Consider the following 22,411-nt stretch of genomic DNA (forward strand, 5'->3'; position numbering starts at 1 on the left):
GCCGATGCACTGCGGCAGCGCGTCGTGCGATGACGGCTGCGTTCGTTGCTCTCTCGCTGATGGCAACGACGATGCCGGTCGCGGCCGAGGAGCGTCCCAAGTGGGAGCTCGGAGTCGGCGGCGTGTTTTACGGGCAGCCCGATTACACCGGTTCCGACCAGTACCGTTTCCACGCGTTGCCGTTCCCGTGGATCGTCTATCGCGGGCCGCGTCTTCGCCTCGACCGCGAATCGATCCAGACGAAGATCTTCGCCGCCGATTTCGTGCACCTGGACCTGTCGGCGGGCGGCCAGGTTCCCGTCAACAGCAGCAGGAACGACCGGCGCCGCGGCATGCCGGATCTCGACTGGATCGCCGAGCTCGGACCGACGCTGATCTTCCCGGTCCGCCAGTCCGGCGACGGCCGGCACACGCTGCAGGTGGACGTTCCGGTTCGCATCGCGCTGGCGATCGATACCGACAACTTTTCGTACGAAGGCTTCGTTGCCAGTCCCAAGCTCGTCTACCGCTACGAGCCGGAAGCCTGGCGCCTGGAGGCCAATGCCGGGCTCGAGTTCGCGAGCGACGATTACGACCAGTACGTCTACGGCGTTGCGCCACGCTTCGCGACGACGACCCGCCGCGCTTACGGCGCAGATGGCGGCTATGCAGGAGTGCGCCTGGCCGCCGGCGTCAGTCGCTACTTCGGTCCTTTTTACGCCGGTCTGTTCGTTCGCTACGTCAACCTGGACGGCGCGAGCTTCGAGAACAGTCCGCTGGTGGCGACGCGCAGCGCAGTCGTCGGAGGCATTGCGATCGGCTGGGTGTGGCTGAAATCGAGCGAGATGGTTCCGGTAGGCGCGGAGGCCAACGTTGCGGCGCGAAAGGCGCGAGCGCCAGCCGCGCCGCCAGAAGGCTCGCGAGCGCCAGCCGCGCCGCCGGAAGGCTCCCGGGCGTCAGCCACGCCGTCCGAAGACTCCGCCGCGCCGCCCGAACATTCGCACGCGCCCGCCGCTTCTCCCGCGCCCGCGAAAATCGATTCCGCAGCGAGGCCGGCCGGATGAAGCGAGCCTCCGCTTCGTGCCGCCTTGCCGCAGTCGGCATGGCCAACGCGCTCGGCAACGATCCCGACCAGTGCTGGCAGCGCCTCGTCTGCGGCGACACTTCGCGCTTCGTGCGGCGCGCCGGGCTCGCGCCCGAACGAGAAATTCTCGTCGCAATGGTCGATGCCGGGCTGCCGCAGCTCGGCGAGGAATTTGCCGAATACGACTGCCGCAACAATCGCCTCGCCGCGTACGTGCTCGGCCAGATCGAAGCGCCGATCCGCAGCGCGATCGATCGTTTCGGCCGCGGCCGCGTCGCGGTCGTCGCGGGCACCAGTACCTCCGGCGTCGGCGACGCCGAAGAAGCGATCCGCATTCGCGAGCGCAGCGGAGCCTTGCCGCGACGATTCCGCTCGGCGCAGCTGGAGTTCGGCGGGATCTCCGAGTTCGTATCGAGCTGGCTCGGGGTGACCGGACCGTCGTTCACGCTCTCGACGGCGTGCTCTTCCGGGGCGAGGGCCCTGGCCTCTGCACGCGCGCTGCTGGCCATGGGGGTTGCCGACGCGGTGGTCTGCGGTGCGACCGACACGATCTGCGGGCTCACCTGCAACGGCTTCAGCTCCCTCGGCCTCGTCTGCGAAGAGCTGACCAATCCCTGCAGCCTGCACCGCTGCGGTCTCACGCTCGGGGAGGCCGGTGCGTTCTTCGTCGTCGAGCGCGAGGAGGGCGGCGTGCAACTCGTCGGCGTCGGCGAATCGAGCGAGGCGCACCACATGTCGGCGCCGGATCCGGACGGCGCCGGCGCGCTTTCGGCAATGCGATCGGCGCTCGAGGACGCAGGCCTGGCGCCCGAAGATATCGCCTACCTCAACATCCACGGTACCGGTACCCCGGCCAACGATGCCATGGAGTGCCGTGCGATCTCCGCGCTGTTCGGCGAGCGCACCCCGGTAAGCTCGACCAAGCCGCTGACGGGCCATACGCTCGGCGCGGCGGGAGCTACCGAGGCCGCCTTCTGCGCGCAGATTCTCGAGCGTCGCGACGGCGACGAGCTGCTGCTGCCGCCTCACCGCTGGGATGCGGCGGCCGATCCGGCCCTGCCTCGCCTCGATTTCGTCGGCGATGCGCGTCGCGCCCGCGTCGGTCCGACCGCGTGGCTCATGAGCAACTCGTTCGGATTCGGCGGCAACAACTGCACGCTGGTGCTGGCGGCGTCACGGCCATGATCGACGTCGTCGTTTCGCGCTGGTCGGCCTGGGCTCCGGGCATCGAAGACGAGAGCGCGTGGCAGCGCTGGGCGAAATCGCCCGAGCGGCTGCGAGCCGACGGAGTACCCGAGGCGCGCGAGATCCCGGCAATGCTGCGCCGCCGCTGCACGCCGCTGTCGCGCGCGATGCTGACCGCGGCCTGGGGTGCGACGACGGTGGATGATCGCGAACGCGCACGCACGGTATTCGCGTCCCGCTACGGCAGCATCAACGAGTCGGTGCCGCTGCTGAAGAACATTGCCCGCGACGAGCGCATGTCGCCGTCGCGCTTCACGCACACGGTGCACAATGCGCAGTCGGCGCTGTTCTCGATCGCGGCGGGGAACCGCCGCGCGGCCAGCGCGCTGTCGGCTCGCGCCGAGTCTTTTGCGTGCGGCTTTCTCGAAGCGGCCACCCACCTGCACCGCGAGCCGGGACGGCCGGTGCTGCTGGTGACGGGAGATGTCCCGCTGTGCGAGGACTTCCACTCGCTGATCGACGATCCTCAGGCGGTCTACGCGGTTGCTCTCCTGCTCGAGTCGCACGGCGCCGGCACCGCGCTCGGGTTCGACGTACGCGGCAGCGACGAAACAGCGGTCCCGGGTGTGGCGGTCGCGGCCGCTGAAGCCGATCGCCGCGGCTGGTCGGACGCAGCGGAATTCCTGCGCTGGATGCTCGCCGGCGAAAGCCGCCTCGTGCTGCCGGGCAACGGCCGCCAGTGGATCTGGACCAGGCGCGGGCAGTAAATCCGGATCAGCAACGCCCGGCCGAGCGCTCGATTTCGGCCAGGCGCGCGAGCTCCGTCCTCATCTGCATCGCCCATGCCTGCGAGCGGCGCCCGCGCTCGGTGTTCGCCGAAGGAAACATCCTCGCAAGCACGCGGTCGAGCGGGCCCTGGCCGTAATAACGGAACCACGCTTTGCGCCACAGGAACTCGGCGGCGCTGGACACGCCGATCAGCAGCCAGAGCTGCCAGTCGGTCCATGCTTGGGCAGCATCGACGTTGCCGCCGAGCGCCAGCACGGTCGTCACCACGGCGCTGGCCGCGAACAGGAGGCCCCAGGCCGCCGTCAGCTTGCGGCAGTACGGACCGATGAAATCGGGCGCGAGCGGCTGGGAAATGCGCGCGGCTTTCTCGATCAGCGACGCTTCGTCGTCGAGGCTCGCCAGCATCACGCCGGCGACGATCGCGTGCACCGCGGCGGGCACCAGCGCCAGCGCCACGGCGGAGTCGGTCGCAACGGCCACGGCCGGCATCGCCAGCAGCGCGATACGCTCGAATGCCGACAGGGAATCGTGATGGCCGGGCGAAAGCCCGCGCAGCCCGAGCGAAGCCGCGAGCGCGATTGCCAGCAGCAGCGCCGCTGCCGTGCGCACGCCGACGGCTTCGACGAGAGCGCCTCCCGCAAGACCGCTGAGCATCACGAGCAGCGCAGCCGCCAGCAGGCCAAGTGCCTGCGAAGGCGTAAGGTCGGCCGGAGGACGAAACGCGTGCGCCGCGGTCACCGGCGCGTCGCCGGTTGCCGAGCCGGCGATCACCTGCGCGTGGCGACGCAGCACTTCGCGCCGCGCGTCGTCGATTTCGAACGCAGCGTGACCCGGATCGCGCATCGTATCGCTCGAGCCCGCCATTCAGACGATGGGCTGGTTGCCGACGAATGCGGAAAGCGGCAGCGGCGGGATTTCCGGGGAAGCCGCCCGGCCGAGCAGCTCCGCGGAGCTGCGCCGGACGGTATTGAAGATCTCGGTCTGCTTCTCGAGAACGCGCCTGCGCGAGCGCGGCAGCCCGACTTCCGAAATGAAATCGATGTTCTCCAGGCCGAACGAGAATTCGCCGAGGTTGCGCGCGTAAAAGCGGCCTTCTTCCCGCAGCGTCTTCGCGACGTCACGGAACAGGTCGCCGAAGGTGCACAGGGCCTGCAGCACCAGCGGCCGCAGGCGCATCTGGCTCTTCAGCCAGGCGCGGTCCAGGTGCTGGTCCTGCATGTACGACGTAACCCAAAGGTTGAAATAGGAAGCGATGTCGAGCTCCCATTTGACGCGCGTCAGCTCGAAGCTGCCGAACGTCGGGTACTGCCCGCGGTAGAGGTTCAGCGTCGCTTCCTGGCGGAACTGGAGGAAGTCGTTGTAGAGCTGCACTCGCTCGGCGATCTCGCACGCACCGCTGCCGCCGAGGTCGCGCTCGACCAGGTCGCACAGCATGTCGTTCTCGAGGGCGATGAAATCGGTGCCCGGGCTGTACAGCGGATCGGCCGCCGTCGCAGCCTCGCCGACCAGGCCCCAGCGCGCCTGGCTGAAGAACGCCTTCGTGTTGTAGGCGATCTGCGAAAAGCTGCCGACGTCGATCGGCGAAGAGCCGGCCATCAGCGAGCGCACGGCCGCGTGGCTGTCGAGAAAAGCGCGGAAGCCCTCGGCGCTGCGGATGCCCGGCGCCTCGGTGGCCGGGAGGCCGACGACGCCGACGCTCGTGACGCCGTCCCTCAGCGGAATGAACCAGATCCAGTAGCCGGGGTACCAGAAGTGCACCGTCGACAGGCCGCGCGTCGAATGGCGCACCCGCTCGTGAAACTCCGACGGACCGACGCTGTCGATGTCGACGACATCGCCGAAGCGGCCCCAGACGGCGCCGATGCGGTGCTCGTCCTCGCGGACGCGAAGGTTCTTCGCGCGTGCGAGCAGGTCGGCGCGGCCGGCGGCATCGACGACCCAGCGTGCCGTATGCGTCTCGGTGCCGAGCGGTCCTTCGACGCGGATCGTGTGCATGCCGCCGTCGTCGCGAACGTCGACCGGAACAGCGCGCACACCGGTGCGCATCTCGATGCCGCTCTCGGCGTTCATCTCGCGAAGGTCGGACTCGATGCGGGCGCGATCGATCTGGAAAGCGGCGTGAAACGGGAAGTTGACCGGCCCGATCTCGCTCATGCTCTGCAGGGAAGCGCTCTTCTGCTCGTTGTCGAAGAAATAGCGCAAGCCGTTCTTCGGATAATGACGGTCGTAGAGGTAGCGCAGCAGGCCCTGGCGACGCACGAGGTAGCTCGCACCGATCTCGACGGTCGCCTCGCCGACCTTGAACGAAGTCTCGGTGTTCTTCTCGAATACGGCGATGGCGAGGCCGGGCATCTGGCGACGAAGCTGGCGCGCCAGCAGCTGGCCAGCGAAGCCGCCGCCGAGGATCGCGACGTCCCACGCCTGGCGGCTCACAACATTCCCCCGTTCACCGAGATCACCTGGCCGGTGATGTAAGCCGCGCCAGCCGAGAACAGAAATGACACCGTCGCGGCCACTTCCTCGGGCCTGCCGAGGCGCTGCATCGGAATGCGCTTGGTGATTTCGTCGACCGGAGCGCCGGCGATCATCTCGGTGTCGATGAGGCCGGGGGCGACGCAATTGACGGTGATGTGGCGCTTGGCGAGCTCCTGCGCCAGCGACTTGCTCGCCGCGATGACGCCGGCCTTGGACGCCGCGTAGTTGGCCTGCCCGCGGTTTCCCGACAGCGCCGCGACGGAGGAGATCGCGACGACGCGGCCGCCGCCGTGACTTCGTACCATCGGCATCAGCAGAGGATGGGTGACGTTGTAGAACCCGTCAAGGTTGGTGCGGAGCACCCGGTCCCAGGCCTGCGGTTTCATCGCGGGAAGCGGTGCGTCGTCGTGGATGCCCGCGTTGAGCACGAGGCCCCAGAACGCGCCGCTTTGCTTCACGTCCGCTGCAAGAACCGCCGCCGTCTGCTCGCGGTCGGCGACGTCGAACGCGAGCAGCGGAGGGCGCCGGCCGCGCACCGCTTCGACCTGCGCGGCCGTCGCTTCGGCGGCGTCGCGGCCTGCGCGGTAGTGCACGACGACATCGAACCCGTCGGTCGCCAGCGCGATCGCGATCGCACGGCCGATGCCGCCACTGGCGCCGGTGACGAGCACGCGGCGGGATGCAACTGGGTTCGACATCGTGCGGCGATCCGCGCCGGGCTCAGCCGGAGGCGGAAAAATCCTCCACCAGAGCCTCGAAGCTGTCCAACAGATAGACCGTGAGGACGCCTGAAACCACAGGCTCCGCCTCGCCCTCCCGTCGCACTGCGCAGTCGAACGCCATCATGCGCCGGCTCGCCCGCACCGGCTTCGCCGTGACTTCGAGCCTGAGGTCGGGATCGAAGCGGTCTGCTGCGAAGGCAAGACGGCGCGATCCGAGGAAAAAGCCGGGCCGCGGCGGCCGGCCGGCGCGCCGGTCGAGAAGGCCTCCGTGGGCCGCTACGGCCTGGGCCATGTATTCGAGGCCGACCCAGGTCGGGACGGCGCCGTCGTCGCCGCGGTAGAGCGTCGAAGCTCGCGGATCCACCGTGCATACCGTTGCCTCGTCGTCGTGTGCGACGACGCGTTCCAGCAGCACCGCGGAGCCTCGGTGCGGGAGCAATTCGGTGATCGGCGGGAACGGAGGCATGGACGATGCGTCATGCATCGCCGCGCTCCCGGTCTCCCCAGTAGTCGAAGAAGTTGAACCACTGGTACGGGGTGCGCAGGCACGTCTTCTCGATCTCGCGGACGTATTCGCGAAGCAGCGCGTCGGCGCGGCGGCGCCGCGGCAGCGAAGGCTCCAGATCGAGGCCGAGCACTTTTGCAGACGATTCATACGTCCGGTCGTCCAGCCGGATGCACTGGGTGTGGACGACCGGGCAGCCGATCACCGTTGCCAGCGTGAACGGTGCCAGCGAGAACGGCGTCTGCCGCCCGAGAAACTCGACGGAGACCGGCTTCTCGCGGGTGCCGGGCACGATGCGGTCGGCGAGAATGCCGACGAACTCGCCGCGCGCGATGCAGTCGCGCACGAGGAACGTCGTCTTCAGCGAATTCGGCTCGATCTCGAGCACGTGGATGCGGCTGTCCGGATCGAGCTGCTCGAAAAACGCGTTGATGCGCGGCGCATGCTGCGTGAACATCAGGACGTTGACCGTCATCCGGTACTTCTGCGCGAGAAGTCGCATCAGGTCGTAGCTGCCCTGGTGGGCACCGACGAGGAAGGCGCCGCGCCCGCTGGCTGCCAACTCGAACATCACTTCGCTGCCGCTGTGGCGGAACTCGATCTGGCCGAGGTTGCCCGACCACACGACGATGCGATCGAAGATGTTGATCGAGAATTCGTGGACGTGGCGCAGCACCGAGCGGAGAGTTGGTGGAGGCCCCAGCGCCCTGCGGCCTTCGGGAGTCGCCCAGAGCGTTGCCAGGTAGGTGCGCGAAGCCCGGCGTGCGCCGCCGGCGGCAATCACGAAGTACAACGCGGCGACCTGCAGCACGACGAGGCAGAAGCGCCGCCCGAGGCGGCGGTGCATCGTCTCGAGCAGACGGAGGGCCGCCAGCGAGCCCCGCTCGGGAATGCTGCCCCACCACGGCGCGGACGATGCGCCCCCGGCCGAGGATGCGCTCGCGGAGGATGCTGTTGCGGAGGATGCGCCCGGCGGCTCCGCCTCGGTGGCGGCGCCGCCGGGCGCGTCACTGTGGCCCTGCGCCGCCTGGACGTGCCGCGCGTGGCGCTGTTGCGGATTTTTTTGGGCCGTCACCGGCCTGCGCAGCCCGGCGTCGCGGCCAGTTGCTCGCGTGCCGCGGCATCGGCGGCCTCCAGCTCCCGCGCCCGGCGCCGCGCCAGGAGGATCCACGGCGCCGCCAGCGGCAGCTCGGCCAGCAGGCGTGCGTACGTGGCGGCCAGCTCGAGGTTGTCGCGGACCATGTCGAAGTGGGACACGCCGTCCTCGGGATAGGAGACGTGTGTCGGAATGTTGAGAATCGGCAGTCCCGCGCGATACAGGCGCACGGCGAACTCCGGATCGTGGGTCATGCGGTCGCCGGTATGCGAAGTCCTCTCGACTTCGAGCGCGGCGACAAGAGGCATGCCGCGATAGCCGCACAGTGGATCTGCGACCGCCATCGATCCGCAGGCGAGCCAGACGAGGCCGCGCGAGAGCTGGCGACCCCAGACGCGGACCGACGGAGCATCGTCGCCGAACTCCGGCTCCCCGAAGACGACGGCAGACGGGTTGTCGCGCATCGCCTGCACGAACAGCGGAATGTCGTCGGTGTCGTGCTGCCCGTCGGCATCGATCTCGACGGCATGCGTGAATCCGCGCGACACGGCGTGATGATAGCCGCTGCGCTTGGCGGCGCCCTGCCCGCCGTTGGTTTCGCGCCAGACGATGTCCACCCACGCATGCTGCTGCGCCAACGCGCGAAGAATACGCCGGGCGTGCTCGCTGCTGCCGTCGTCGACGAGCACGCACGGCAGGCCGTGGGGCTCGAGCCTTCGCAGAAGGCTGCCGATGGCGTCCGAGTGCTCGTAGTGCGGGATCAGCAGGCAGATGCGTACGGCGGGCGTTGTCACGACGGTTCCCCTGCGTCGTCGGCGATCACGACCCGGCCGCTGGCGAACACGCGTTCGGCGTGGCGCAGCACGAACTGCGCACGGGAGCCTTCGACGGAAAGCTCGAGCGTGAAGACCTGTGCCGGTCTCAGCACGTTCCTGAACTTGATGGCTTCCATGGCGCGGACGGCCACCGGGCGTCCCATCGCACGCGCGAGCGCGGCCATGACCCAGTGCACCTGAACGGCTCCCGGCACGAGCGGGAACGCTTCGTAGTGCCCTTCAAGGTAGGCGAGATCGCAGGGTACGACAAACTCGCCGCGGTAACGGCCGGGGCCGCTTTCTTCGTGGAGCAGCACCGGCTCGACCACGTCGCCGGCGGGGCGCGCAAGACGTGCCTCGACCTCGGCCGCGACCAGCTTGCCGCGCGCATCGAACGGAAGAGCGTCGGCGAAGCGCCATCGCTTCGGCACCGCGACGGGGTCCCAGCGCTCGGCAACGTGGGCCGCAAGCATTCTGGTCGTTGCGCGGCGACCTTGCGCGGCGAGCAGGTGTTTCCCGCCCGGCGCGAGCACGACGACAGCGCCGAGACGCGAGCCGCCGCGGCTCTCATAAACTGCTGCCGCGACGTCGGCGACGTGCTCGTGGGCGCGCAGCCAGTCTTCGATCTCGGGCAGCGCGAGCGTTTTCTCGCCGATCTTCGCGACGCGGTCGCTGCGGCCGAGCAGCCGGAACCCCGCGCCGCCCTGCGCTGCGCGATCGGCCATGCGAAACGAAGCAGGAACCGCCGTCGAACCGTCTTCGGAGCTGACGAATGGAGACGTAACGACGAGCCGGGACTCTGCATCGATCACGACGGAGACGGGCAGCATCGGCGTCCACGACGGGTTCGGCGCGGCTGCGCACGCGCGGCGATACGCGACACCGCCCGTTTCGGTCGATCCGAAGATCTCCACCGGAGCGCGGCCGATGCTTTGCTGCAGCGCCAGCGCGGTCGCAGTCTCCAAAGGGCCGCCCGACGAGAAAATTTCGACGATGCGAGACGCCTGCGCAGCAAGTCGCGAAGAGCCGGCAAGACGACGCAGATGGGCAGGGCTGGAAACCACGATGGATCGCGGCATTCGCGAGACCTGCACGATCAGCTCTTCGGGAAGCAGGAAGCTCGTGCGCGCAAACGGCCTGCCGGAGGCGAGCGGCCACAGGACCCGGAACAACAGGCCGTAAAGATGGTGGGCCGGCACCGTCGCGAGCACGACGGCATCGGCATCGAGCGCGGCGCCGAACTGCCGTTCGAGCTCGACGACCTCGTCCTCGAGATGACGCAGCGCCTTGAGGACGACCTTGCCGGATCCGCTGGTGCCGGACGTGTAGATCTCCACCAGCGCCGCGTCGCGATCGATCGCGACGCCCGAGCCGGCGCTCGAACGCTGCTGCAGGGAGGCGGGCTCTGCCTGCAGGCCGTCGCCGTCGCGGCCCGCGCCGATCACGCGGTCGCAGCGCCGTTTGAGCTCGGCCAGCGTGCCCGGCTGCAGGTTCGGAGGCAGCACGACGCGGGCGCCGACCAGCGCCGCGCCGAGAAGCACGACGGCGACGTGCCGGGCGTCTTCGCTGGCCAGCAGCCAGCGCGCGCCGCGATCACCGGACATCGGCGCAGCAAACTGCCGCAGCTCGCCAAGGAATGCGGCGTGTCGCGACGCTGCTTCGGCAGACGACGATTCGCCGATGACCGCAGGATCGGTGGCGCCGCCGCGGACGTCCGCGGCTGCGCTGCCGGCGGCGACGAGGAGGTCGTGAAGGGGAAGGGACGGCTTTACAGCCATCGCAACGCAGGCGGCCGCTCGCGCGTCACCGCGTGCCGTCGGTCCGCGCGGCCAGCGCAGTGACGATGTCGCCGACCGTCGTCATGGCCTGGATCTCCTCGTCGGTGATCGAGACGTGCAACAGCGCTTCGAGCCGCACGACGATCGTTACGCCGTCGATGCTGTCGAGGTCGAGGTCGTCGACCAGGCGGGCGGACGAAGTCACCTGCCCGGGATCGAGCTCGAATTCGCGCACCAGGATGGAGCGGACCCGCTCCAGCAGCTCGGTTTCGGTCACGGTCAGCGGATACGCTCGGTAGCGACGAGGTCGGCCAGCGCCGCCACCGATGCGAAGATCTTTTCGTTGCGCTCGGGATCGTCGGTAATGACGACGCCGTATTTTTCCTCGAGCCCCATCGCCAGCTCCAGCGCGTCGATGGAATCGAGACCGAGTCCTTCGATGAAAAGGGGCGCATCGGTCTCGATCTCGTCGGGACGGATGTCCTCGAGGGCGAGTACCTCGACGATCAGGGCCTTGATATCGGCGATCAGGGATTCATGCGTCTGCAACGTCGGGCTCCTGGAGATAAATGCGGACAAGGTCTTCGGTCATGCGGCGCGCGGCGATCGGAAGGCCGACGCCCGCGCCGTCGTAGGCGGCCGGATCGAGACGTCCGGCGATGCGCAGCTCGAACCGCGACGTTCCGCCGGCGACTTCGTGCCACCTGCGGCCGCTGCCAAGCATGCGCGGACGGCAGCGGATCGTGACCGCGACGATCGGGGCGCCGCTGGCCAGCGCGATGTGCGCCGCGCCGCGGCGGAATTTCCCGTAGCTCCCCCACGGGGAGCGGGTCCCTTCAGGGAACACGAGCAGCTTGCGGCCCCGCACCAGCCTGGCCGCGCAGTCGTCGACGGCCGATTGTCCCGCGTCGTTGCGCACGTAGCCGGCGGCGTCGATCGCACGCGACAGGAAGGGGCTGTTGGCAGTCCAGCCGGCGTTGACGATGCAATCCATCTGCGGGAAGTGGCTGCCAATCAGCACGACGTCGAGCATCGTCGGGTGGTTGGCGACGACGATGCAGGCTCCTTCGCCCGCCAGCTGTTCCAGCTCTTTCGAATCGACCGTCAGGATGCGCACCAGGCGAAGCCACGCGAGGCTCAGCGCGTAGGCGCGCCGGATTGCCCCCTGGACCGCGAGCTCGGCCCGCTCGGGGCTTTTCGCGAGACGTCGAACCAGCGGCGCGACGACGAACGCGACGAAGAGAGCCGAAATCCCGAACTCGACGAACGCCGAACCCAGGCGCACCTGCCGCCACAAGCGCGCAGCGCCCGCACGCGGACGGGCCGCCCGGCGCGGCATAGCAGGGGGCAGGGCTTCCCACGGGAGCACCGGAGCAGGTTCTGTCTGGCGTGCCGAGTGCACTTCGTGCGACCTCGCCATCCGCTTGGTTACCTCATCCCGGCTCGAAAACGAAGGGGGCACCAGCGCGGGCGCCGCGAGGAAAACCGACTGAAGTTCACCTTTTCCCCGTCCCGTCCCGACTCGATTCCGATGCGGGGCCACCCTATACCTCGCAGCGATGACGGCCCGGATTACCGAGACGGCAGCGGCCGGCACGGCGGGTCGTGCGCGAGTGGTCTTCGGCGAGGCGACCGTCGGGGTCGACGAGGTCGCCTCGGTGGCCGAAGGCCGCGCCGAAGCGGAAGTCAGCACCGATCCCGCATGGCTCGCGCGTCTCGAAGCGGGACGCCAGGCGCTGGAGCGCCGGCTGCGCCTCGGGCGGCCAGTATACGGCGTCTCGACCGGAGTCGGTGCGTCGGTGGAGAACGAGGTTCCTGCCGACCTCCAGGCCGACCTCGCCCAGAACCTTTTTCGATTCCACGGCTGCGGCACCGGCGCGATGCTCGACGAAGTCGAGGCGGCGGCCGTCGTCGCGGCGCGCCTGGCCTCGCTCTCGCGCGGCTATTCTGCGGTGCGTCCCGTCGTGCTCGTCTCGCTTGCGACACTGCTGCGCACGCGGGTGCTGCCGCGCATTCCCGAAGAGGGCTCGGTGGGCGCCAGCGGCGACCTGACGCCGCTTTCGTACGTTGCCGCGCTTCTGGCCGGCGAAGGAGAAGCGATTGTGCGCGGTCGCGTCGTCGCTGCCCGCGACGCGCTGGTCGAGGCCGGCCTCGAGCCTCTCGAGCTCGCGCCCAAGGAAAGCCTGGCGCTGATGAACGGCACCAGCGTAATGGCCGGCATCGCCGCGCTCGTCGTCGTGCGCGCGCAGAGGCTGGCCCGGCTTGCCGCTGCAATCACCGCGATGACGAGTGCAGCCACCGGTGGCAACCGCGAGCATTTCGATGATGGCGTGCTCGGGCTCAAGCCCCATCCGGGAACGATCGAGACGGGTGCGTGGATCCGCTCGTTTCTTGGCAGCGAAGCCGCGCCGGCGCCCGAGCGCCTGCAGGACCGCTATTCGGTGCGTTGCGCACCGCACGTCATCGGCGTTCTCGTCGATGCCATCGCGCTCGCCCGCCGCGTGCTCGACGTCGAGATCTCCGGCGTCAACGACAACCCCGTGGTCGATCCCGAGACCGGCAGCGTGCTGCACGGCGGGAACTTTTACGGAGGACACGTCGTGTTCGCGGTCGATGCGCTCAAGGGCGCAATGGCAGGCGTCGCCGACCTCCTCGACCGCCAGCTCGTGCTGCTGTGCCTCCCCGAGACCAGTGGCGGCCTGCCGGCCAACCTCGTCTCGGTGCCCGATCCCGAGGGTGTCTCGCACCACGGTTTCAAGGCGATGCAGATCTCTGCTTCGGCGCTCGCCGCCGAGGCCGCCAAGACGAGCCTTCCTGCGGCAGTGTTCAGCCGCAGCACCGAGTCGCACAACCAGGACAAGGTCAGCATGGGGACGATGGCCGCGCGCGAATCCAGGCGCGTCGCCGAGCTTTCGGAGACAGTGGGCGCGATCGTACTGCTCGCGTCCTGCCAGGCCGTCGACCTGAGGCTCGCGCGCGGCGGCCGGATCCCTGCTCTGCTCGTGCGGCTGCACCAGGCCGTGCGCGGCCGCGTGGAAATGCTGCGCGAAGACCGGCGCCAGGATGTCGACATCGCGTCGGTGCTCGCGCTGCTTCGCTCCGGAGCGCTGCCGCTGGACGCGGACGAGGGTGCCGGCGCGCGCGCCTCGCGAGCGACGCGGCGAATCGGGCCGGCATGAGCCAGCGGCTGAGGCAGACGAGCGTCGATCTGGAAGTGCCTTTCCACGACATCGACGGGCTCGGGATCGTCTGGCACGGGCACTACTACAAGTACCTCGAGCTGGCGCGCACTCGCCTGCTGCGCTCGGTCGGGCTCGATGCAGGCGACCTCGTCGGCCCGCTGTTTCGCTTCGTCATCGTCGAGAGCCACTGCCGCTACACATCCGCTTTGCGTTACGGAGACCAGGCGCGCGTCAGCGCGTGGTTCGGCGACATCCAGCACCGAATCCGTGTCGCGTACGAGATCACGAACCTGGCAACGTCGCGCCGCGCGGCACGGGGCCACACGATCCTGGCGACGACGGATCCGGCCGGCCGCCTGCTGCTCGAGACTCCGCCGCGCATCGTCGAGCGCATCCTTGGATAGAAGGTTGCGGAAAAACCCGTCCAGGCTCGCGCTGCCGGCCGCGATCGCGGTCGCGACGATTGCCGTGACCCCGTGGCGCAGCTGGGCAGCGCCCCGGGGCGCATCTTCTGCTCCCGCCGGAGCTTCCTCCGCGCCGGCATCGCCGTCAGCCGCGACAAAACCACCGGTATCTCCACCAGCAGCGTCGCAGCTGCCGCAGACCCGCGATCTTTCATCGCTGCTTGCCGGCATGCGCTCGAGCCGGGGAGTGGTCGCCGAGTTCCAGGAGACGCGGGAGCTCGCACTGCTGTCGTCGCCGCTCGAGGCGACCGGCGCCATCTATTTCATCCCACCGTCGCGCCTGGTGCGCGTCGTGACGAGCCCCGGCCACTCGCGCCTGGTCGTCGACGGCGACAAGGTGCGATTCGAAGACGAAACCGGACACAAGGACCTCGACCTTTCGTCGAGCCCGATCGCGCGCCAGATGATCGACAGCTTCGTCGTCCTGTTCGACGGCGACGAGACGAGGCTGCACCAGCTCTACGACGCGCAGTTCCACACCGACGGCCAGGCGTGGAGCCTGCACCTGACGCCCCGCTCGATGCCGCTCGATCGCATGATCAAGTTCTTCGAGATGAGTGGAACCGGACCGACGATCGATCGGATGGAAGCGGTGGAGCCCGACGGCGACCGCACGGTGACGCGCTTCGGCCGCACCGAGACCCAGCACGAGTTCTCGAAGACGGAGCTCGCCGAACTGTTCGGCGACGCGCACGCGCCGTGAAGATCTTCGCGATCCGTGCCGGGTTCCTGCTGTTTCTGGCCGCCCTCGTCGCGTTCAGTCTGACGCGGCTCGACTTCAGCACCGACATCACAAACTTCATGCCCGACGGCAGCGACGCCGACCTCGGCCTGCTCGCACGCCACCTCGCGCGCAGCGACCTCGCGCGCACGATGATGCTGACGGTCGGCTCCCCGTCGGGGGCGGTCGGCGAAGAGCGCATCGCCCAGGCGGTCGTCGATCTTCAGAAAAGCCTGGCCTCCGATCCGGAAGTCGCGTGGGTGCGAAGCGGTCCGCAGGACAGCGACTACGAGCAGATCTGGAAAGTCTACTTTCCCCACCGTTTCGGCCTGTTTTCGCTCGATCCGGAAAAAGAAATCCCGGCGATGACGACGCCGGAGGCGATCGCAAAGGATGCCGAGAAGGCGCGCCAGGCACTGGCTTCTCCGGCCGCCGCGCTGGTCAAGCGCACGCTGCCTGACGATCCGCTCGGCATTTCCCAGCAGATCCTCGACCGCCTCCAGGACGACAGCCCGATGCTGTCGGTGCGCCACGGCGTGTTCTTTTCCCACGACGGCTGGGGAGTCCTGCTGCTGTCGAGCAAGGCTTCGGCGTTCGACGCCAAGCGACAGGAACCGCTGCTCGCCGGCATCGACGCGCGCTTCGCCGAGATCCGCGCGAAGGACGGCGGCGACCTCGCGCTCGAAAAGAGCGGCGCGAACCGTTTCGCGGTCGACGCCCAGCGCTCGATGCTCGGCGACATGTGGTGGATCATGGCGACGTCGATGCTCGGGATCTCGGCCATCGTGCTCGTCTACTTCCGCTCGGCCGGCCGCTTCCTGATCACCCTGCTGCCCTCGCTCGGCGGCATCATCGTCGCCACTGCGCTCGGCATCGTCGTCTTCGGCAACCTCGACGGCCTGACTCTCGCGTTCGGTGCCAGCCTGATCGGCGTCGCGATCGACTACCCGATCTACCTGCTGAACCACGTGATGGTGATCGGCGGCCGGCGCCGCGACATCGTGCGTCGTGTCGCGCCGTCGCTGTCGATGGGGGCGCTCACGACGGTGGCCGGCTTCGCCGGAATGTCGCTGACGTCGTTCCCGGGTTTTCGCGAGATCGGTTTTTTCGCGGCCGTCGGCATCGCTTCGGCGTTGGCGATCACGCTCGGGGTCGTGCCGTGGTTCCTCGACGAGGAGTCGCGGCCGGTGCGGCCTTCCGGCCTGACCTCGCGGGCGCTGGATTCGGCAATGCGCTGGTCGCTGCGGCGGCGGCGTGGCCTCATCGTGATTCCGATCGCGGTGGCCGCCCTCGGCGCCGTCGTGATGCCGCGCCTTCAGTGGCAGGACGATCTTTCGCGGCTCGGCAACATCGATCCGCGCCTGGAGGCCGAAGAAAGGCGCGTCCATGAGCGCGTGGCCGGATGGGAGATGGGCCGCGTCGTGCTCGTCTCGGCGGACAGCGAGCAGCTGGCTCTCGAGCGTACCGAGGCTCTCGCGCGGCGCATGCAGGCGCTCAAATCGAGCGGTGCCATCGGAGGCTTCCGCGCCGCGACGAGCCTGGTGCGGTCGAGCTCCCTGCAGCAGCGCAACATCGACGCGCTGCGCGCAGTGCCCGATCTCGCGCAGCGCGTCCGGCAGGGATTCGAGGCAGCCGGGTTTCGCGGTGACGCGCTCGCGCCGTTTGCCGCGGACCTCGCGTCGGCGCCGCCGCCGCTGGCGCCCGACGAGTTTCGCGGCACCGCTCTGGAGACGATGCTCGAGCCCCTGCTGCTTCGCATGGACGACCGATGGGCGACGATCACGCAGATCAGCGACCCCCGCGACGAAAATGCCATTCGCGACGCAGTCGGCCCGATTGCCGGAGCGCACTATTTCATTCAGAAGGATTTCGTGAACGACCTGTACGCGCAGTACCGCGACTCGACGTTCCGCCAGCTTCTCGTGGGCGGTCTGCTGATCGTGGGGACGCTGATCTTGCGTTACCGTCGCCTGCGCCCGACGCTGGCGGCCTGCCTGCCGTCGGTGCTGGTTCCGATCCTCGTGCTTTCGGGACTTTCGCTGGCCGGCCAGCAGATCAACCTGCTGCACATCGTGAGCCTCAGCATGGTCACCGGAATGGGGACCGACTACGGGATATTCCTCGTCGACAGCGCGGGCAACAAGACCTGGTTCGACTCGACGCTGGTCAGCCTGCTCCTGTGCTGGCTGACCACGGTGTTCGGATTCGCGGTGATCGCGATCTCGTCGCACCCCGCGCTGCGGGCGATGGGGGTCACGATCGGCGCCGGTGTCACGCTGTCCTTGCTGCTGTCGCCGGTGTGCTTGCTGGTGATGGGCCGCGAGGTCGCGCCCGAGCTGGCGCAGCAGGCTGCGGCCGGCGCCGAAGAGGTGCTTCCGTGAAAACGCCGCACCTGCGCCGGCCATTGCGCGCGTTGCTGGTCGCTTGCGCGATGGCCTGCGCCGGCTGCAGCGAACTCGCCCACGGTCTTTTCGCCGCCCGAGTCCCCGAATGCGACGGCTTCGACGTGCCGCTCGCGACGTTGTCGGTCAGTTCGCGAAAGGAGATGCGCGTGCGCATCGTCGGCCGTCACGTCGACCAGGACCTCCCTTTCGTCGTCGAGGCGGCCAAGGATTCGTTCGTGCTCGTCGGGTTCACCCCGCTCGGCACCAAATCGTTCACGCTGGTGCGCCGCGGGGACGACGCCAAGGACGTCAAGATCGAGAACGTCACCGGCGCAGTGCTGCAGATCCCGCCGCGCAACATGATGGCCGATCTGCTGGCGATGTCGCTGCCGAGCGGCTGCGCGGCGTCGGCCGAAGCAGTCGCGACGACGACGCTCGAGCATTGGCAGGTCAGCGACGCCTGCCTGGACAGCCGTCCCCAGCAGCGGCGCATCGAAAGGCTGCCGAAGCCCGGCGACAAGCCGGAAAAGGGTCCGCGCGAAGAGGTCGAGGTCAACTACGACAGCGACGCGATCACCGTCAGCCAGAAACAGTGCAGGTACACGGCGCGCTACGTGCTGCAGGCCACGCTCCCACCGAAAAAGAAGAAGTGACTGCGCCGGCCGCCCGGCCGGCGCAGCTCACGGGCAGCAATCAGGAACGGCGGCCGTCCCCGGCGAGCAACCTCTCGGCCTGCGGAGCAGTCAGCGCGACTTCGCGGCGCTTGCCGGTGCGGTCGACTCCGACGGCAACCATTCGCGAGGACTGTCCGGACGCCGGTTGCAGCAAGTCGCCGCGTTCGCTCGCGACGCGCGTTGCATGATCGGTTTCGAGCGCAGCAGTGCTGCGCGGCATGTTGCGGCGCGAGTAGAGCCCGTAGTCGCCGACCACCGCCAGCATGATGAGCTGGGCCGGTGCAGTGAGGATATCCCCGGCCACCGCCAGCGGCATCAGCACGAGTCCCGCCCATTCGCGGTTCGGATGCGATGGCGGATCGGCCGGGCTGCCGAAGTACCCGTGGTCGGTCCACTCGGTGAACGCGCAGCCGGCGACGAGCGAAAGCACGACGGGCAGGACGAGGCCACGAACCAAAAATGAGCGCATGTTCCCTCCGCGGGGACCGAGCGGCGCACGGGCAGCGCCGGTCGATGCCGCAGAGAGAAAGATATTTGGTCGGCCGCGCTCCTGTCAACGCCATCGGCCGGGGAAAGACGTCGAGGACTGGGGGCCGTGGAAATTTGCTGCGTCAAAAGAAATCGCGACGGGACGCGCCGCGGCACCTCGGCGCCGTATCCGCATCGGGCGCCTCAGCGCCGTATCCGCATCAGGCGCCTCAGCGCCGTATCCGAAGAATCAGCCCGACGACGATGAAGATGATGCGCACCGTGTCGACCCACGGCCGGTAGTAGCTGACACGCTCGTCGGCCGGCGGGTAGTAGACGCGGACGGTGCGGCAGACGACCGGCATGCCGCTGTGCATCGCGCGGATGAGCACTTCGGTCTCGAAGCCGTAGTGGCTCGCGTGGCCTCCGAGCGCGAGCGTGCTCGCGACCGGATAGATACGGAACCCCGATTGCGTGTCGTCGAAACGGCGTCCGCTCGCAATTTCGACCCAGCGGTTCGCGAACCGGTTGCCGAACAACTTCATCGGCGAGATGTCGTGGCCCTCGCGGCTGCGCTCCCCCAGCACGATGGCCGATGGATTCTCCCGCGACGCGTCCAGCAGCGCCGGCATCTCGCCCGCAAGATGCTGGCCGTCGCCATCCACGGTGAATACGTGCGTGAAGCCGCGCGAGCGTGCCCACTCCAGGCCCGTCTGCAGCGCGCGTCCCTTTCCCTGCCTCTGCGGATGGCGCACCACGACGGCTCCGGCGGCTTCGGCGACCGCGGAGGTGTCGTCGCCGGACCCGTCATCGACGACGAGCACGTCAGTGACGTGCTCGCGGATGCCGGCCAGGACATCGGTGACGGTCGTCGCGCAATCGAGGCACGGAACCACGGCCGCGACGCGAAAAGCAGCGCGCGGCAAGCTTGGACCGCCTCGGTCAGCGTGGTACTCAGGCTTCGCCATGGCGCCTAGCAACGCTCCGGAAATGCTGCCCGAGCAGCTCAAGGTGGACGGCCTGTGGTGGCGCAAGTTCGCGATGCTCGGGAGCGTCTACGGCCCGGAGTGGTGGAAGCGCTGGTCGCCTCCCGTGATCGCGGCGATCATCTTCTGCCTCATCGGTCCGAACCGGCGAGGGGCGATCGCGAACATGAAGCGCATCCTCGGCACCCGCGAGGCCAGCGTCGCGACGCCGGCGGCGCTGCGCATGTTCGTCGAATTCGCGCATTGCATGACCGAGACGATGGAGTACTTCGGCCCGCGTCCCCACCCGGTGCGGGTCGATGTTCCGGAGCCCGACCTGCTGCGCCAGACGCTGGAAAATGGCCGCGGGGCGGTCATCGTCACCGGGCACCTCGGCAACTGGGACGCCGCCGCAGTGGCCCTGCAGCGCTACGGCCGCAGCGTCACCGTCGTCATGGCCCACGAAGCCAATGCGAGCACGCACGAATACGTGCGACGCATGCGCGAGACCCACGACATCCGAGTCGTCTACTCCGACGAGTCGGTCTTTTCGTCGCTGAACCTGGTGCGCTCGCTCAGGGCCAACAACATCATCGCGATGCAGCTCGACCGCGGGAGCGCGTTCGGCCGCGTGATCGCGATTCCGTTCTTCGGCGCACCCGCGCACTTTTCCGAAGGCCCGTTTCACCTGGCCCGCGTCGCCGGCGCGCCGATCGTGCCGTGCTTCGCTCCTCGACTCGGCGTGCGTCACTACGAGATCCGCTTCGGCAGCGCGCACGAAATGCCGGACCGCTCGCGCACCAGCGGGATCCGCGACATCGCGACGCGCGTCGTCGCCGACTTCGAGGCGATCGTGCGCGAGAATCCTTGCCAGTGGTTCCAGTTCGCGGATTTCTGGGCGGGTCCGGATGCCGAGCGGCTCACGCGAGGGCCCTCGCAATTCTCGCGCGAGTCTGAGCAGCCAGCGCGTCCCGCTGCTCGTAGCTGAGCCCGACGGTCGGCGCCGGCTCGAGGATCACCAGGTCCATCTCTCCCGGCAGGATCGACAGGTAGCCGCCGGCCGGCATGATCGCCTCGCTGCCGCGGCAGGCGATCGGGACGATCGGAAGTCCCAGCTCGATGGCGGTGACGAAGGCGCCTTTCTTGAAAGGGGCGAGCACGCCGGCGCGGCTGCGCGTGCCTTCGGGGAAAAACACCAGCGAGTGTCCGTCCGCCTGGATACGCCGCAGCCTCTCGACGGCCTTGCCTGGGTTGTCGCGGTCGACCGGGATCATTCCCATCGTGCGCATCACCAGCCCGAGCACCGGTTCGCGGAACAGCTCCTTTTTGGCGGTGAAGCGCGCGATGCCGGGCACGAAGCCGAGGATCGCGGCGATGTCGAAATGGCTGCGGTGGTTGGCGACGAACACGCAGGGACCGGCCGGGACGTTCTCGAGGCCTTGCACCCGCACCTTGACGCCGAGCAGGCGCGCAAGCGTTCTCGCCTGAGCCTTGGCGAAGCGCCAGGTCTGCTCTTCGCGGCGCAGCACGAAGTGCAGGACCACGGCGATCGAGCCCATGGTGAACAGCATCGCGCGGAAGATCAGGCGATTGGCAATCACCCTTGCGCGCGGGACGCTGCGCGCGGCCGCCTCGTTCGCGGCTTCTTCGCCAGCCAGGGGCACGGCGACCTCATGGGAGCGGCAAACGACGGAGTCAACCGCCACGCGAAATTGACTCGCTGCCGCTGCGCTTCGATACTGCGCTGCCGTGCGCGTCCTGCTCGTATCTCCGACCCACTACGACCTTGCGGGCGGTCTGCACAAGACGACCCGCTACTGGACCAGTGGGACTACCCTTCCGTACCTGAAGGCGCTGACTCCGCCGGAATGGAAAGTGGACATGGTCGACGAGCTCTTCGCCGACATTCCGGATCCTGCGACCTCGGCTCCCTACGACGTTGTCGGGATCACGGCGATGGGACCGCAGATCCGGCGTGCCTACGATCTTGCCGACCGTTTCCGCGACGCCGGCAGCAAAGTCGTCCTCGGCGGAACCTGGGTGACACTGACGCCGGACGAGTCTCTCAAGCATGCCGACGCGATCGTCGCCGGCGAAGCCGAAATGGTATGGCCGGGTCTCCTTGCCGATCTTGCCGGCGGGCGCAGCCGCGGCCTCTATCGCAGCGAGGCCTGGTTCGACCTTGCGAAAATGCCATCGATCGACCATCGCGAGCTGCCGCTGCTCAAGTGGGAGGCGTTCCGGAAGAGCTGGCTCTACCGGATGTACTTCCACTGGCCGATCACGTTCTCGCGCGGATGCCCGCATCCGTGCGAGTACTGCGCGGTGCAGACTTACTATCGGCGCAGTTTCCGCACTCGGCCCGTCGAGCAGGTGATCGATGAGATGCGCCGCATCAAGTCGCTCGGCGCCGACCGGCTGCTGTTCCTCGACGACAATCCGGTCGCGCATCCGGAAAAGGCCAAGGAGCTCTTCCGCGCGATGATCCCGCTCAAGATGAAATGGGCGAGCCAGTCGACGATCAACATCGCGCGCGACGACGAATTGCTCGACCTGGCGGCGCGAAGCGGCTGTGTCAGCCTTTCGATCGGCCTCGAGAGCATCGACGAGGCCAGCCTCGACAGCGTCTCGAAGGGGTTCAACAAGCCGGCGCGCTTTGTCGAGGACCTCGCGAAGATCCGCCGCGCCGGCATCCAGGTGATCGCGCTGCTGATCATCGGTCTGGACGGTGACACGACGGCGACGTTCGGGCGCTCTCTCGAGTTCCTCGTCGCCAACCGGATCTCGTTCCTCAAGCTGTTCACGCCGTGCCCGTATCCGGGCACGAAATATCACGACGACATGGTTGCCGAGGGGCGCATCCTCGAGACGGACTGGGGCCGCTACGATTACGGAAGCGCGATCGTCCGGCCCCTGAACATGACGTCCGACCAGATGCTCGAAGGCTTCCAGGAAGTGTATCGCGGCTTCTACTCGATGCCGTCGATCCTGAAGAGGCTGGTGCCGCCGAAAGGACGCCGGCCGCTGGAGACCGCCGCGTACCTCGTCGCCAACCTCAAGGTAAACCGCTACCTCGCTTCGCACCCCGACGCCTGGGGCACGATTTCCTGAGCAGGCCGTGCCCG

Annotated in this window: 23 protein-coding genes; 10 read left to right on the forward strand and 13 right to left on the reverse strand. The window is 68.4% G+C overall.

The window, feature by feature from the left end; all coding sequences use genetic code 11:
• The first annotated feature begins 29 nt into the window (after nucleotides 1–29).
• Genes VGK20_02905 through VGK20_02915 form a run of 3 tightly spaced genes read left to right on the forward strand, consistent with a single transcriptional unit; the run spans nucleotide 30 to nucleotide 3,015 of the window.
• Nucleotides 30–1,043 (forward strand): MipA/OmpV family protein, encoded by a 1,014-nt coding sequence (locus VGK20_02905; protein HEY2772984.1) that lies wholly within the window; start codon nucleotides 30–32, stop codon nucleotides 1,041–1,043.
• Nucleotides 1,040–2,248: a beta-ketoacyl-ACP synthase gene (locus VGK20_02910; GenBank protein ID HEY2772985.1), complete on the forward strand. Its 1,209-nt coding sequence runs from the start codon at nucleotides 1,040–1,042 to the stop codon at nucleotides 2,246–2,248. The genes VGK20_02905 and VGK20_02910 overlap by 4 nt, the downstream gene beginning before the upstream one ends.
• On the forward strand, nucleotides 2,245–3,015 hold the full coding sequence (locus VGK20_02915; GenBank protein HEY2772986.1) for a beta-ketoacyl synthase chain length factor: 771 nt from the start codon (nucleotides 2,245–2,247) through the stop codon (nucleotides 3,013–3,015). Before VGK20_02910 ends, VGK20_02915 begins: the two co-directional genes overlap by 4 nt.
• 7 nt (nucleotides 3,016–3,022) lie before the next feature.
• Here VGK20_02915 and VGK20_02920 read toward each other — a convergent pair whose 3' ends face one another.
• The 10 genes from VGK20_02920 to VGK20_02965 form a co-directional block, all read right to left on the reverse strand.
• On the reverse strand, nucleotides 3,023–3,880 hold the full coding sequence (locus tag VGK20_02920) for a hypothetical protein (protein HEY2772987.1): 858 nt from the start codon (nucleotides 3,878–3,880) through the stop codon (nucleotides 3,023–3,025).
• A gap of 21 nt (nucleotides 3,881–3,901) precedes the next feature.
• Entirely contained in the window at nucleotides 3,902–5,470 is a 1,569-nt protein-coding gene (locus tag VGK20_02925; GenBank protein HEY2772988.1) for an FAD-dependent monooxygenase, read from the reverse strand.
• Entirely contained in the window at nucleotides 5,467–6,210 is a 744-nt protein-coding gene (gene fabG, locus VGK20_02930) for a 3-oxoacyl-ACP reductase FabG (protein HEY2772989.1), read from the reverse strand. The genes VGK20_02925 and fabG overlap by 4 nt, the downstream gene beginning before the upstream one ends.
• 22 nt (nucleotides 6,211–6,232) lie before the next feature.
• Nucleotides 6,233–6,649 carry a 3-hydroxylacyl-ACP dehydratase gene (locus VGK20_02935; protein ID HEY2772990.1) on the reverse strand — a complete coding sequence of 139 codons (417 nt, stop codon included), beginning with the start codon at nucleotides 6,647–6,649 and terminating at the stop codon, nucleotides 6,233–6,235.
• 61 nt (nucleotides 6,650–6,710) lie between these two features.
• A complete protein-coding gene (locus VGK20_02940) occupies nucleotides 6,711–7,814 on the reverse strand; it encodes a hypothetical protein (protein ID HEY2772991.1) in 1,104 nt (367 codons plus the stop codon).
• Nucleotides 7,811–8,629: a glycosyltransferase family 2 protein gene (locus VGK20_02945; GenBank protein HEY2772992.1), complete on the reverse strand. Its 819-nt coding sequence runs from the start codon at nucleotides 8,627–8,629 to the stop codon at nucleotides 7,811–7,813. Before VGK20_02945 ends, VGK20_02940 begins: the two co-directional genes overlap by 4 nt.
• Nucleotides 8,626–10,428, reverse strand: a complete 1,803-nt coding sequence (locus VGK20_02950; protein HEY2772993.1) for an AMP-binding protein — start codon at nucleotides 10,426–10,428, stop codon at nucleotides 8,626–8,628. The genes VGK20_02945 and VGK20_02950 overlap by 4 nt, the downstream gene beginning before the upstream one ends.
• A 25-nt stretch (nucleotides 10,429–10,453) precedes the next feature.
• Nucleotides 10,454–10,705 carry an acyl carrier protein gene (locus VGK20_02955; GenBank protein HEY2772994.1) on the reverse strand — a complete coding sequence of 84 codons (252 nt, stop codon included), beginning with the start codon at nucleotides 10,703–10,705 and terminating at the stop codon, nucleotides 10,454–10,456.
• A 2-nt stretch (nucleotides 10,706–10,707) separates the two neighbouring features.
• Nucleotides 10,708–10,977 carry a phosphopantetheine-binding protein gene (locus VGK20_02960; protein ID HEY2772995.1) on the reverse strand — a complete coding sequence of 90 codons (270 nt, stop codon included), beginning with the start codon at nucleotides 10,975–10,977 and terminating at the stop codon, nucleotides 10,708–10,710.
• A complete protein-coding gene (locus VGK20_02965) occupies nucleotides 10,964–11,713 on the reverse strand; it encodes a lysophospholipid acyltransferase family protein (GenBank protein HEY2772996.1) in 750 nt (249 codons plus the stop codon). The genes VGK20_02960 and VGK20_02965 overlap by 14 nt, the downstream gene beginning before the upstream one ends.
• Before the next feature lie 274 nt (nucleotides 11,714–11,987).
• On the opposite strand from VGK20_02965, the gene VGK20_02970 reads away from it, so the two are divergent.
• The 5 genes from VGK20_02970 to VGK20_02990 all read left to right on the forward strand — a co-directional run bounded on the left by VGK20_02970 (nucleotide 11,988) and on the right by VGK20_02990 (nucleotide 17,832).
• A complete protein-coding gene (locus VGK20_02970) occupies nucleotides 11,988–13,607 on the forward strand; it encodes an aromatic amino acid ammonia-lyase (GenBank protein HEY2772997.1) in 1,620 nt (539 codons plus the stop codon).
• Entirely contained in the window at nucleotides 13,604–14,014 is a 411-nt protein-coding gene (locus VGK20_02975; protein ID HEY2772998.1) for a thioesterase family protein, read from the forward strand. The genes VGK20_02970 and VGK20_02975 overlap by 4 nt, the downstream gene beginning before the upstream one ends.
• Nucleotides 14,015–14,078: 64 nt before the next feature.
• The gene (locus VGK20_02980) at nucleotides 14,079–14,777 is read left to right on the forward strand and encodes an outer membrane lipoprotein carrier protein LolA (GenBank protein ID HEY2772999.1); all 699 of its coding nucleotides are present in this window, start codon (nucleotides 14,079–14,081) and stop codon (nucleotides 14,775–14,777) included.
• Complete coding sequence (locus VGK20_02985) at nucleotides 14,774–17,176, forward strand: MMPL family transporter (protein HEY2773000.1); 2,403 nt, start codon at nucleotides 14,774–14,776, stop codon at nucleotides 17,174–17,176. The genes VGK20_02980 and VGK20_02985 overlap by 4 nt, the downstream gene beginning before the upstream one ends.
• Entirely contained in the window at nucleotides 17,173–17,832 is a 660-nt protein-coding gene (locus tag VGK20_02990; GenBank protein ID HEY2773001.1) for a DUF3261 domain-containing protein, read from the forward strand. Before VGK20_02985 ends, VGK20_02990 begins: the two co-directional genes overlap by 4 nt.
• Nucleotides 17,833–17,872: 40 nt before the next feature.
• Here VGK20_02990 and VGK20_02995 read toward each other — a convergent pair whose 3' ends face one another.
• Complete coding sequence (locus tag VGK20_02995; protein ID HEY2773002.1) at nucleotides 17,873–18,322, reverse strand: hypothetical protein; 450 nt, start codon at nucleotides 18,320–18,322, stop codon at nucleotides 17,873–17,875.
• A gap of 229 nt (nucleotides 18,323–18,551) precedes the next feature.
• A complete protein-coding gene (locus tag VGK20_03000) occupies nucleotides 18,552–19,247 on the reverse strand; it encodes a glycosyltransferase family 2 protein (GenBank protein HEY2773003.1) in 696 nt (231 codons plus the stop codon).
• Between the two features lie 40 nt (nucleotides 19,248–19,287).
• Here VGK20_03000 and VGK20_03005 point away from each other — a divergent pair, with 40 nt between their 5' ends.
• Nucleotides 19,288–20,274 carry a lysophospholipid acyltransferase family protein gene (locus VGK20_03005; GenBank protein ID HEY2773004.1) on the forward strand — a complete coding sequence of 329 codons (987 nt, stop codon included), beginning with the start codon at nucleotides 19,288–19,290 and terminating at the stop codon, nucleotides 20,272–20,274.
• Here the strand turns inward: VGK20_03005 and VGK20_03010 are convergent.
• Nucleotides 20,207–20,950, reverse strand: coding sequence for a lysophospholipid acyltransferase family protein (locus VGK20_03010; GenBank protein HEY2773005.1), 744 nt, complete (start codon nucleotides 20,948–20,950; stop codon nucleotides 20,207–20,209). The genes VGK20_03005 and VGK20_03010 overlap by 68 nt on opposite strands.
• A gap of 85 nt (nucleotides 20,951–21,035) precedes the next feature.
• Here VGK20_03010 and VGK20_03015 point away from each other — a divergent pair, with 85 nt between their 5' ends.
• Nucleotides 21,036–22,397: a radical SAM protein gene (locus tag VGK20_03015; protein ID HEY2773006.1), complete on the forward strand. Its 1,362-nt coding sequence runs from the start codon at nucleotides 21,036–21,038 to the stop codon at nucleotides 22,395–22,397.
• Nucleotides 22,398–22,411: the final 14 nt, after the last annotated feature.

It is taken from the genome of Candidatus Binatia bacterium, assembly GCA_036493895.1.
Taxonomy (GTDB): Bacteria; Desulfobacterota; Binatia; order UBA1149; family CAITLU01; genus DATNBU01.